The organism is Beijerinckia sp. 28-YEA-48, assembly GCF_900104955.1.
GTDB lineage: Bacteria > Pseudomonadota > Alphaproteobacteria > Rhizobiales > Beijerinckiaceae > Terripilifer.
This window is the reverse complement of record NZ_FNSI01000001.1, coordinates 5,693,566-5,705,588: the sequence shown is the minus strand read 5'-3', so window position 1 is coordinate 5,705,588 and position 12,023 is coordinate 5,693,566. Positions and strand designations below refer to the sequence as shown.

The 12,023-nt window shown below is 61.6% G+C and carries 10 protein-coding genes; 2 read left to right on the top strand and 8 right to left on the bottom strand.

What is annotated here, in order from left to right:
* Positions 1 to 478: 478 nt before the first annotated feature.
* Positions 479 to 1,762 (bottom strand): MFS transporter, encoded by a 1,284-nt coding sequence (locus BLW50_RS26770; protein WP_090708038.1) that lies wholly within the window; start codon positions 1,760 to 1,762, stop codon positions 479 to 481.
* A 217-nt stretch (positions 1,763 to 1,979) separates the two neighbouring features.
* Between BLW50_RS26770 and hisN the strand changes: the two genes are divergently transcribed.
* The gene (gene hisN, locus BLW50_RS26765) at positions 1,980 to 2,777 is read left to right on the top strand and encodes a histidinol-phosphatase (RefSeq protein WP_090709778.1); all 798 of its coding nucleotides are present in this window, start codon (positions 1,980 to 1,982) and stop codon (positions 2,775 to 2,777) included.
* A gap of 15 nt (positions 2,778 to 2,792) precedes the next feature.
* Here the strand turns inward: hisN and BLW50_RS26760 are convergent, their stop codons facing one another.
* From BLW50_RS26760 to BLW50_RS26750, 3 genes are all read right to left on the bottom strand, one after another.
* Positions 2,793 to 3,806, bottom strand: coding sequence for an alpha/beta fold hydrolase (locus BLW50_RS26760; RefSeq protein ID WP_090708036.1), 1,014 nt, complete (start codon positions 3,804 to 3,806; stop codon positions 2,793 to 2,795).
* Positions 3,807 to 3,928: 122 nt separating this feature from the next.
* Positions 3,929 to 4,825 (bottom strand): alpha/beta hydrolase, encoded by an 897-nt coding sequence (locus BLW50_RS26755; protein WP_090708033.1) that lies wholly within the window; start codon positions 4,823 to 4,825, stop codon positions 3,929 to 3,931.
* Between the two features lie 78 nt (positions 4,826 to 4,903).
* Positions 4,904 to 5,383 carry a glutathione peroxidase gene (locus tag BLW50_RS26750; protein ID WP_090708030.1) on the bottom strand — a complete coding sequence of 160 codons (480 nt, stop codon included), beginning with the start codon at positions 5,381 to 5,383 and terminating at the stop codon, positions 4,904 to 4,906.
* 268 nt (positions 5,384 to 5,651) lie between these two features.
* Between BLW50_RS26750 and BLW50_RS26745 the strand changes: the two genes are divergently transcribed.
* Positions 5,652 to 6,131 carry an Hsp20 family protein gene (locus tag BLW50_RS26745; RefSeq protein WP_090709776.1) on the top strand — a complete coding sequence of 160 codons (480 nt, stop codon included), beginning with the start codon at positions 5,652 to 5,654 and terminating at the stop codon, positions 6,129 to 6,131.
* 65 nt (positions 6,132 to 6,196) lie between these two features.
* On the opposite strand, the gene acs is transcribed toward BLW50_RS26745, so the two are convergent.
* The 4 genes from acs to BLW50_RS26725 form a co-directional block, all read right to left on the bottom strand.
* Positions 6,197 to 8,128 (bottom strand): acetate--CoA ligase, encoded by a 1,932-nt coding sequence (acs, locus tag BLW50_RS26740; protein ID WP_090708027.1) that lies wholly within the window; start codon positions 8,126 to 8,128, stop codon positions 6,197 to 6,199.
* A gap of 208 nt (positions 8,129 to 8,336) precedes the next feature.
* A complete protein-coding gene (locus BLW50_RS26735) occupies positions 8,337 to 8,978 on the bottom strand; it encodes an invasion associated locus B family protein (RefSeq protein ID WP_139267759.1) in 642 nt (213 codons plus the stop codon).
* Positions 8,979 to 9,172: 194 nt separating this feature from the next.
* The gene (locus BLW50_RS26730; protein ID WP_090708023.1) at positions 9,173 to 10,912 is read right to left on the bottom strand and encodes an ABC transporter permease; all 1,740 of its coding nucleotides are present in this window, start codon (positions 10,910 to 10,912) and stop codon (positions 9,173 to 9,175) included.
* 5 nt (positions 10,913 to 10,917) lie between these two features.
* Positions 10,918 to 11,913: an extracellular solute-binding protein gene (locus BLW50_RS26725; RefSeq protein ID WP_244544498.1), complete on the bottom strand. Its 996-nt coding sequence runs from the start codon at positions 11,911 to 11,913 to the stop codon at positions 10,918 to 10,920.
* Positions 11,914 to 12,023: the final 110 nt, after the last annotated feature.

The following is a 12,023-nucleotide window of genomic DNA, read 5'->3' as shown; positions in this document are numbered from 1 at the left end:
CTTCATAATCAAAGCGGCTTCGGGCCCGGATCCCGGCCAAGCAAACATCATTGAAGAGACAGAGACCCCTAGAAAAGAAAGGAGGCCGCTGTGTCGCCACGGCGGCCCCAAGTCTAGGGAGGAAACGCCCAAGGAGGGCATTGCAGCGACAAGCGCTGCACGTTCACATATGGACTTTCTCACCAAAAAAGCAAGAGGAAGCCTCGCCATAGCCTAAACAAGGCGGGCCATGTGCTGTTTATGCAACATATTTCATGTTGCGATATGCGGCGCTGAATGGGGCCCAAAACGAAAGGAGGCCGCAGTGTTGCCACGGCGGCCCCAAGTCTAGGGAGGAAACGCCCAAGGAGGGCATGGCGACAACATCGTTGCCGCACTGCAATAATATGCCGTGTGCACTGCAAAATATCAAGTGTAAACGCACAGCCCGGATCATCCGCGACACCCTGCCGCATATAGTCATATAAAGCCAGCAATATCAGGCAATTCTGTCGGGATGAGTATCCTTAACCCGCCAATAAAGCAGGAGAGCAAACGCCACTTCGGCGGCCAAAACGCCGAATGCAGTGCGGTATGCGACCTCCGGATAGACCTGCGCGCCGTCAACCAATCGGGTCTCGAACTGAGCCATGACCAGGCCGGTCACCATCTGCTGGATGAAAACCCCGCCAATCGAGCCGATATTGATGAGCGCCAAGCCCCTGCCGATCAGCGCCTGTGGAAAAAGCGATCGACCATGGGCGGTCAGCACCGGCGAGAAGCCGAAGGCCAGCCCGCACAACACCAAATAGGCCAGGAGCCAGCCACGCGGCAGCGCAAAAAGGGCCGGAATCGCCAGCATCACGGCACCCAGCACCAGGCCAAGCGCCACCGGGATGGAATAGCTGCGAAACAATCGATCCGTCCCGCCCCAGGCGAACAGACCGACGATCTGCGCCGCTACCAGGGCCAACAGGTAGCCGCCACGCGTCTCGAGCGGCATGTCATAGACATGCGCCATCCAGGGGCCCGCCCACAGCGCCAGGATGGCGGCGAAGGACGGATAGGTCATCGCCGCCACACAGAAGATCATCCAGAAATGGGGAATGCGCATCACAGCACCGATGCCAGCAAGGAGCTGCGGCAAGGATTCGGCGCGCGCCCGGCGCTGCTGCCGCGCCGTGGAACTTTCAGTGACAAAACAATAGATCAGCACCGTCATCAGACAGGCGAACAGGCCGGCGATGAAGAAGGAACCGCGCCAGCCGATGGTCGCCGCGCCATGCGCCAGCGGCGCCGTCGCCATCAGCGTCCCGATATTGCCGGCGCCAATGTGAATGCCAGCCATGGTGGCGAACTGCCGTGGCGGGAACCGCTCGGCATAGATCGCCAGCGGTGCCATCAACAGGCTGGAACAGCCAATGCCGATGACAAGCCGCGCCGCAACCAGATCGCCATACCCACGCGCGAAGACAAACCAGAACGTGCCGACGATCAGTACCAGCAAAGTGACGATCATCGCGATGCGCGCGCCGTAACGATCAATCGCCATGCCAAGCGGGATCTGCACCAAAGCAAAGGACAGGTAATAGACCGAGGCGAGCAGGCTCAGCGTCGTTGCTTCCAACGCCAACTCACGGGCCAGATCGGGCGCGATGACCGTGATCGAATTGCGGAAAAACTGGCTGATCACATAGCCGCCGATCAGCACGCAAACCAGTAGAATAGCGCCCGAACGGACCTCGTTTGGCCCGTTTGTTCCCTCGGATGTCGACTGCGTCATGTGATTTATACCCCACCCGCGTCCACCATACCGTTTTGCCTATCGCAGGGGTATTTCCTTCCCTCAGGCGACGTGCAAAAACCTCCCCTCCCAAAGCAAATCTCGTTTTGATCGAAACGCGATTTGCTCTGGGTCTTTGTTTTTGACGCGCCTTCATGGCGTTTGGCGGTCCCGCCAAACTATGAAACGCTATGAAGCGCCGCACCATGGAGAAGGCATGAAACCCGTCGATCTGGCGGCATTCGTCGATGAGCTCGCACGTCTGTCCGGCGAGACCATCTTGCCCTTCTTCCGCACAACCATTCACGCCACCGACAAATCAAGCGGCGGCGTCTTCGATCCCGTGACCGAAGCCGACCGCGCCGCCGAAGCGGTCATGCGCCGGGTGATCACGCAGAACTTTCCCGATCATGGCATCATCGGCGAAGAATTCGGCATCCAAAGCGCCGATGCGGAATATTGCTGGGTGCTCGATCCGATCGACGGCACCAAGAGCTTCATTTCCGGCATGCCTGTCTGGGGCACGCTGATCGGCCTCACCGTCAAGGGTCATGCCTGTTACGGGTTGATGCATCAGCCCTTCACCCGCGAACGCTTTTCCGGCGATGGTTCGAGCGCGCTGTGGCGCGGTCTGGGCATCAATGGCCAGGCCGTGGAGCGCAAGCTGCGGACCCGCCCGTGCGAAAGCCTCGCCACCGCAACGTTGATGACCACCCACCCAGCTCTGCTGGCGCCCGGCACGGACGAAGCCTTCCGCCGCGTCGAAAAGGACGTGCGCCTGTCGCGATACGGCGGCGATTGCTATTCCTATTGCATGCTCGCCGCTGGCCAGATCGATCTCGTTATCGAGAGCGGCCTCAAGCCCTATGACATCGTCGCGCTGATCCCGATCATCGAAGGCGCCGGCGGTGTCATCACCACTTGGGATGGCAGCCCGGCGACCAAGGGCGGCGCCGTTGTCGCCGCCGGCGACAAGCGCGTGCACGCCGAAGCGCTGAAGCGGCTGAACGCTTAAAGCTCAGCGTCTGCTCTAAAATTGCGGCGCGGTGACAGGACCGCGCGCGTTCTCGATGGCGCCCTGCGCCGACACCAGAGCAACCAGTTCGTCGCGCGTGCCAGGGATGAACGCATCAAAGGCCGCCCAGAACTGCTGCCGGATCGCATCGGTCTCCATGAGAATTTCATGGCGCGAATGAGGAATGGTGACCACATGCCCGGCCTTCAGCCGGTTGCCGAAGCGCTCCACCGCCGCCACGGACACCACCTTGTCGGAACCGGCGCAGATGACGAGCGTCGGGGTCAAGGTACGACGCGGATATTCCGGATCAGCGAAACGGCGCATCATTTCAAAGGCCGCATCGACCCAGCCGATCGTCGGATCACCGATGGCGATGTGGCCGGCGGCAGCAACGATATTGGCGCTACGCGCATAACGCCTGGGATCAGAGGTCAGCGCATTGCCTTCGAACGGCCGCGTTAAAATAGTGGTGCTGCCGCCGCCGGGAATGAACGTGCCGCCGAAGCCAGCGAAATCGAGCACGCTCGCCAACGCCCGGGTGAAGCGCGGCATCCGCAGGCCGTGCAGATCGATCATCGGCGCGGTGACGACCATGCGCTCGAACGGCGAGCGGCCAGCCCGCGCTTGTTCGATCAAAATGGCGCCGCCCATGGAATGGCCCAAGGCAAACCACGGTTCCGGACAGAAAGGCACCAGCACCTGCTCCTGCAGGGCATCGAGATCGCGGCCGTAAAGCGAGAAGTCATCGATATGACCCTTGCGTGAATTGTCGAGATCGCGCCCCGACAGGCCCTGGCCGCGCCAATCGAACACGACCACGACCAGCTGGCGCGCCAGCAGTTCGCCGACAACCTCGAAATATTTCTCGATAAACTCGGCCCGGCCAGTACACACCAGCACGGTGCCGACGGGCTTGCCGGCCGGGTGCCAGCGCGCCACGCGCAAAACTTTGCCATCGACCGCCGGCACGGCGGCGACCACCCCACCGGGCGGACACGGATTATCAGGCGTTTGAATGAATTCCATCAACGAACCAATCGGCGCGGGACCATATTCAAGCCGTGCACTGCAAAACCGTTCATAATCAAGCCGTGCACAGCCCAGTCATACACCAAGTCACACAAAATGTGACGGTTCCAATAAGCTAGTCAATGCGCCGCCGTTCTTACCTGGGCTAGCGCCGCCCGGCCGATGAAGCCGTAAGGATTGGCCAGGGATTCGACCATTTCGAAGTGATTGGTGCCCTCGAGCACCAGCAGCTCGACCGGCTTGCCGGCGGCTTGCACCGCGTCGTGGAAGGCACAGGTCTGGCGCTGGAATTCCGGCGATTCCTCGCTGCCATAGGCCAGGATCAGCGGGCAATTGATCTTGTCGAGATGGCGGATGGCGCTCAACGCCTGCACGTTCTCGTCGGTGAACCGGACATAAAGCGAGCGCTTGGAACGGCGCACGGGCTCCAGATCGTACATGCCCGACATCAGCACCGCCCCGGCCAGGATCCGCCTCGGCAAGCCGTATGCCTCCCAATCAGTGGTAACGACACAGCCAGTGAGATGACCGCCAGACGAATGGCCGGCGACGAAAATCTTCGCCTGATCACCGCCAAAGTCCGCCGCATGGCGATAGATATGGGCGACAGCGCGGCGCACCTGATCCACCATCACCGGCAATTCACCATGCACAGCATCGATGCTGACGAAATCGAGAATGGCGACATGGGCGCCGATGGCGAGATAAGGCTCGGCGAGCTGCGCAAAGTCACGCGACGTACCCGATCGCCAGGCGCCGCCGTGGATGAAACAGAGGATCGGCGCGCCCTTGCGGCCGCAGGAATAGAAGTCGAACCCTTCGATCTGCGTTTCGCCATAAGACATGCGGCGCGGCGCCAGGCGGGCATAAGCGGCGTTGGCGGCCGCCTCGCGCCGACGCTGCACGAGGCTCTGGTTCGCCGCCCAGACCGTTTGATCATAGGCATCATCCAGCGCCTTCTGATCCATATCGAGCCAGACCAGCGGGCCTTTCGCCTGCGCTACATCATCGGCCATCGCTGAACTCCTGTTCGATCCTCGCCCATTCCGCCGCTACCGCACGCCAAGAGAAGCGTCAATGAGAAGCGTCAATGTTCAAAGCAGCGCTTCAATATCCGCGCGCATGCCGTCGGGCTTGGTGGTCGGCGCGAAACGGCCGACGACCTGACCTTCGCGGTTGACCAGGAACTTGGTGAAATTCCATTTGATCGCCTTGCTGCCGAGCAGCCCCGGAGCCTCGTTCTTCAGCCATTCGAAAAGCGGACTGGCCGTCGGGCCGTTCACATCGATCTTGGCGAACATCGGGAAATCGACATCGTAGGTAAGCTTGCAAAAGCTGGCGATCTCGTCGGCGTCGCCCGGCTCCTGCGCGCCAAACTGGTTGCAAGGGAAGCCAAGCACGACAAGCCCACGCTCGCGCAGATCGCGATAAAGCGTTTCCAGCCCTTCATATTGCGGGGTGAACCCACACTTGCTCGCGGTGTTCACAATCAACAGGACTTTGTCCCGATAGTCCGCGATCGAAACATCGGCGCCCGCGAGCGTGCGTGCGGAAAAATCGTAGATACTGGTCATGGCTCTTCTCGCGGCTGAAACCTGAGCGGCATCGTAATACCGCTCCTCGCAACTGCATAGCCAAAGCCTTTGCCGCCCTTCGGCCACGGGGATTTTCCCGTTTCGGCCTTGCAAAGCCTAGTTTGTAACCCCACCTCTTGTCTGCGTGGGCCCATTCGGGACACGCAACGACCAGTGCTCCGCTCTGCCAAGGGTTTAGCCCAAAGGCTGGCCGAGGAGGCTGGGCATCTGTTGTCGTTATTCATGTCGCTCAAGCGAGGATATGCACATGCGTCACTTTGATTTTTCGCCGCTCTACCGCTCCACCGTCGGTTTCGACCGTTTGTTCTCCCTGCTCGATCAGGTGAACGGCGCGGAGAATGTGGCGACCTATCCCCCCTATAATATCGAACGGACCGGCGAAAACGCCTTCCGGATCACGGTCGCCGTCGCTGGCTTCAGCGAAGCCGATCTGTCGATCGAGACCAAGGAAAACACGCTGACGATCCGTGGTGGGCGTGAAGTATCGCGCGAAGCCTCTAACGAGAACGAAGCCGACCGTAACGAAGTCCTGTATCGCGGCATCGCCGCCCGCAGCTTCGAGCGACGCTTCCAGCTCGCCGATCACGTTCATGTCCAAGCCGCGTCCCTTGCGAACGGCCTGCTCCACGTCGATCTCGTCCGCGAGATTCCGGAATCGGCCAAGCCGCGCCGCATTGCCATCGGCACCGCGCAAGTTGCGAAAGCCGGGCCGAAGCTCGCCGCGTAATCAACATCTCATACGAAAGGCCGCGCTTTTGGCGCGGCCTTTTTTGTATTCGAGGTTAAGCGAACTTACTTCGCCCGGTTGGCGACGAGATCGTCGACCACCGACGGATCGGCGAGCGTCGATGTATCGCCCAGCGCGCCGATTTCATTCTCGGCGATCTTGCGCAGGATGCGGCGCATGATCTTGCCCGAACGCGTCTTCGGCAGGCCGGGCGCGAACTGGATGACATCGGGCGAAGCGATCGGCCCGATCTCCTTACGCACCCACATCACCAATTCCTTGCGCAGATCTTCCGACGCATTCTCGCCCGCCATCAAGGTCACATAGGCATAGATGCCCTGGCCTTTGATGTCGTGCGGATAGCCGACGACGGCTGCTTCCGACACCTTGTCATGAGCAACGAGCGCGCTTTCCACTTCCGCCGTGCCCATGCGATGGCCCGAGACATTGATCACGTCATCGACCCGGCCGGTGATCCAGTAATAGCCGTCGGCATCGCGCCGGCAGCCATCACCGGTGAAATACTTGCCCGGATAGGTCGAGAAATAGGTCTGCACGAAACGCTCGTGATCGCCGAACACCGTGCGCATCTGCCCCGGCCAGGAATCGGTGATGCACAGATTGCCCTCGGTGGCCCCGTCCAACACCTTGCCTTCGCCATCGACGATCTGCGGCTGCACGCCGAAGAACGGATTGGTCGCAGAGCCCGGCTTCAGCTGCGTCGCGCCCGGCAGCGGCGTGATCAGAATGCCGCCGGTCTCGGTCTGCCACCAGGTATCGACGATCGGGCAACGATCATCGCCGACGACGCGGTGATACCATTCCCAGGCTTCCGGATTAATCGGTTCGCCGACCGAACCCAGCAGACGTAACGACGCGCGGCTGGTCTTCTTCACCGGCCCATCGCCCTTTTGCATCAGAGCGCGGATCGCCGTCGGCGCGGTGTAGAAGATGTTGACCTTGTGCTTGTCGATCACCTGCCAGCAGCGCGACTCGTCGGGATAATTCGGCACGCCTTCGAACATCAGTGTCGTCGCGCCATTGGCGAGCGGTCCATAGATGATGTAGCTGTGCCCCGTCACCCAACCGACGTCGGCGGTGCACCAGTAGATATCGCCATCGTGATAGTCGAAGACATATTGATGCGTCATCGACGTATAGACGAGATAGCCACCCGTGGTGTGCAACACGCCCTTCGGCTTGCCGGTCGAGCCTGACGTATAAAGAATGAATAGCGGATCTTCCGCATTCATCGCCTCGGGCGCACATTCGGCCGGCACTTTCGCCGCCGCCTCGTGATACCAGACGTCGCGGCCGGCCTGCATATCGACTTTGCCGCCAGTGTGCTGGACGACGATCACGCTCTTGACCGGGGCCTTCTTCACCGCCGCGTCGGAATTGGCTTTCAGCGGGATCGGCCGGCCGGCGCGCACGCCTTCATCGGCGGTGATCAGCACCGTGGATTTCGCATCCTCGAGACGGCCGGCAAGTGAATCCGGCGAGAAACCGCCAAAGACCACCGAATGCACCGCGCCGATGCGCGTGCAGGCGAGCATGGCATAGGCCGCCTCGGGGATCATCGGCAGATAGATGGTGACGCAATCACCCTTCTTGACGCCTTGCGCCTTCAGCACATTGGCGAAGCGGCAGACGTTCTCGTAAAGCTCTTGATAGGTGATGTTCTTGGACTTCGACGGATCGTCGCCTTCCCAGATGATCGCGGTCTGCTGGGCGCGCTTGGGCAGATGGCGGTCGACGCAATTGGCTGACACATTCAGCTGGCCGTCTTCGAACCATTTGATCGAGACATCGGGCGGCCCGAAGGTCGTGTTCTTCACCTTGGTGAAGGGCTTGATCCAATCGATTCTTTTGCCGTGCTCCGCCCAGAAACCGTCCGGATCCTTGATCGAGCGGGCATACATTTCCTTATAGCCGGCGCCATCGACATAGGCCTTTTTGGCCCATTCCGGAGCGACGGGGTAAATCTTGTCGGACATGCAGGCCTCCCGAACGAAACGACATGTGACGGCCAAAGCCGCCCTGATGGGCCGCATTTAGGCGCAGTCACCCCTCACCGACAAGCGCTCGTGCGTGCCACTTTGGTCGCGCGACATTCGGCCCAGAAGCAGCATATGATTCGCCGCCCGCAACGGGGCGACGGCTCAGCCGGCAAAGGCGATTAACGACGGATTTTCAGGCAGATGCCTATTGGCATTCCTTGCGGACGCGATCGAGCGCCTGGCCCAGACCCGACAACGAATAATTGTCCGTCGTGGTGCTGCCGCGCAAGGATTGGGCCTTGATCGAAAGCCGTTGGCCCTTGCGCATCGCATCGAGCATATGGCCTTCCTCGGCCGCGTTGCGCACCCAGAGCTTATCCTTCTGCGCCACCATGTCGAAGCCGGTTGGGCCGATTTCGGCGCGCGGCGTGCTGTCGCCCTTCACGTCGAAGCCCATGATGACCGACAATTCGTTGCTGACGCCCTCGCCCGTGCGGGTCGAGACAAAGATATAGGCCTTGTCGCGCTTGAGCCCCGACGGCTGGCGCTCCTTCGGTTCGGCCAGCGCGTAACAGGTCTTCGCCTTGCCGGCCGAGGCGACATAAGCGCCCCAATCCCCAAACGAGGCGACCAGGGCCGGCTTGCCCGGCTTGGCGGCGGTCTCCGCCGCCGGCTTGCCCCTGGCGTTGCGGGCTTCCTGTTTGGTCTCGGGCTTCTTCGTCTCGGGTTTCTTAGCGCTGGGCTTTTCGGCCGCCGGCTTGTTGCGAGCGTTCGACTGCGCAAACGACATTTGCCCGCCGGTAGCGAGGAAACATGTGGCGAGAAGGGCGCTCATCAAAATCCGCATCTGCGATTCCATCTTTGTTTTGCCGGCGAATCGCCGGAAAGAACATTGAAGTCTGTGGGCGCGACCATAAAGCAAGCCATCCCAGCCCAAAACCTGGGACGGCGATTTTTATGACGCTTTTTACGGCAGGCTTTTTGCGGGCTGATCCGGGCGAAAATCGGACAACGACGGCTTTAGCCGGGCACTGCGACGTTTTAGGCGCGCGAGGCCGGCGTCACCATCACCGTGCGGACGGCGGGCAGGATGCCGAGCGCCACGATCAGCAGGGCGGCCAGGGCCGCATCCTCGAACACCCCGCGTACAGCGAACTGATAGACATAGGTGGACAGGGTCTCGACATTCATCGGCCGCAGCAGCAGGGCCATCGACAATTCCTTCAGGCTGTCGACGAAGACCAAGAGGGCTGCGGCCGCCAGCGCCGGCCGCAGCAGCGGCAGGTGAATGGTGCGCATCAACGTCAGCGGGCCGGCGCCTGCCACCCGCGCCGCGCCGTCGAAATCGCCTGGAATACGAGCCAGCCCCGCATCAGCGACGCCGGTCGCCACCGCCAGGAAGCGCAGCGAGAAGGCAATGACCATGGCGCCACCGGAGCCGGCGACCACCAGCCCGACCGTTGATCCCGACAGGCTGTGGGCGACGGCGTTGATGGCCCCGTCGATCAGGGCAAAGGGCGTCAGCAGCCCGAGCGCCAGCACCGTGCCCGGCACCGCGTAGCCGAGCCCGGCGATCGAGGCGCACAGCCGCGCCCAGCGGCGCCCGATGAGCCGCGCCGACAGGGCCGTGCCGAAACCGAGCGCCAGGGTCAGCGCCACGGCGGCCGTGGCATAGGTGAAAGTCGACAGCAGATGCGCCGGCAGTGTCGGATCGATGCCGTCACGGCTGGCGCGCACGAAGGCCTCCTGCGCCAGATAGCCGAACGGCACCAGAAAGCCCAAAACCACCGGCAGAGCGCAGGCGAGGACAGCCCCGAAGGCCCGCCATCCCCGCAGGACCGGCCGGCGCGTTCCGTGCGTGCTGGCGTTATGGCCGACAAAGCTGCTCAAGCGGCGGCCATAGCGTTCCAGCCAAATGAAAATGGCGATCACCGACAGAAGCACGCAGGCGATCTGCGCAGCGCCGGCGAGGTCGCCACGATTGAGCCAGGTGGTAAAGACCGACAAAGTCAGCGTCTGCACGCCAAGATATTCGGCCGCGCCGATATCGTTGAGCGCTTCAAGCAGCACCAGCGCGAGACCCGCCGCGACCGCGGGACGGGCCATCGGCAAAACGATATCGCGCAACACCCGCCAGGTGCTGGCGCCAAACACGCGCGCACTCTCGGCCAAAGCGAAATTCTGCGCCCGGAACATGACGAGCGCCGTCAGATAGACATAGGGAAACAGAACGAAGCCAAGCACGAAGATCGCCCCGCCCAGCGAGCGCACTTCGGGAAACCAATAGTCGGCGGCCGAGCGCCAGCCTGTCACCCCGCGCAGCGCCATCTGCGCCGGCCCGAACGGCCCCAGCACTTCAACATACACATAGGCGACGATATAGGTGGGAAAGGCTAAGGGCAGCGCCAGCATCCAGGCCAGAACGCGGCTCCCGGGAAAACGATAGGAAGCGATCAGCCACGCCGTGCCAACCCCAACGGTACCGCAAACGATGGCGAGCCCGAGGAGGAGCAGCGTGGTTTCCCATAAGGCATGCGGCAGCACATAGGCGATCAGATGCGACCAGACCTCGGCCTGGCCGGAGAGCGCGCGATGTAGCAGTCCCGCGATCGGCGCGAGGGCGAAGAGCGCCACGACAATGGCGATCACCACCGCCAGCGGATGCAACGCCTTCACCCGCTCCTTGAAGCCGGCGCGCAACGGCAACGGCGCGGATGCGCCGGTTTCACCGACAACACCCGCGCCCGCCAAAGTCTCAGAGACTGGCGTGCGTTCCAACATGCGCCTTAATTGTCGAAACCGACCTTATCGACAAGAGCTGAGACCGGCTTGCGGAACTCCATGATCTTGACGAGCGGCATGGCATCGGGCTTCAGCGTGCCATAATCGGCAATGGTCGGATTGAGCTTAACGCCAGCGCGGATCGGATATTCAAAATTGATATCCGCATAGATGTGCTGCGCATCTTCGCTGACCAGCCATTCGGCCAGCTTCACCGCATTGGCGCGGTTCGGCGCAGTCTTGATCATCATCGCCGCCGAAACGTTCACATGGGTGCCGGCACCCGCAAAGGTCGGCAGGATCACCTTGGTCGCATCGGCCCAGGGCTTGCGATCAGCTTCGCGATTGAGCATCAGCGCCCAGTAATAGGTGTTGCCGAGGCCGATGTCGCATTTGCCCGCCGCGATGTCGCGCGCCACTTCGCGGTCGCCGCCGCTCGGCTTCTGCGCCAGATTGGCCTTCACGCCGTTCAACCAGGCTTCCGCCTTTTCGGCACCGTGATGCGCCATGACCGCCGCGAACAGCGCGGTATTATACATATTCTGGCCAGAGCGAATGCAGATCTTACCCTTCCACTTCGGGTCGGCGAGATCCTCATAGGTAATCGCATCCTGCTTGACCCGCTCCTTCGAGGCATAGACCACACGGGCACGCATCGACATGGCGTACCAATTGCCCGCCGGATCGCGATATTCCGCCGGCACCACCTTCTCGAGAATCTCCGACTTGAAAGGCTGCACGATGCCGGCATTGAGCGCATCCTGCACGCGACCGATGTCGACGGTCAGCAGCATGTCGGCCGGGCTGTTAGCGCCTTCCGAGACGATACGCTGCTCAAGACCCGAGCTGGCCGAGATCACATTGACCTTAATACCGGTGGCCTTGGTGAAACCTTCAAACAGCGGCGCGATCAGTTTCGCTTCGCGATAGCTGTAGACATTCACTTCGCCTTGGGCGCTCGCAGCGCTGGCAAAAACCGCCGGTGCAACCGCCGCGATCATCGCTGCCAGCATGGAATGTTTGCCGATGGACATGTGTCTCTCCTCAAGCCCGCAAAAAACGGGCGAAAACCAAACCGCGCGAACTTACTCAGACAGCTCCGAGGGTCAAC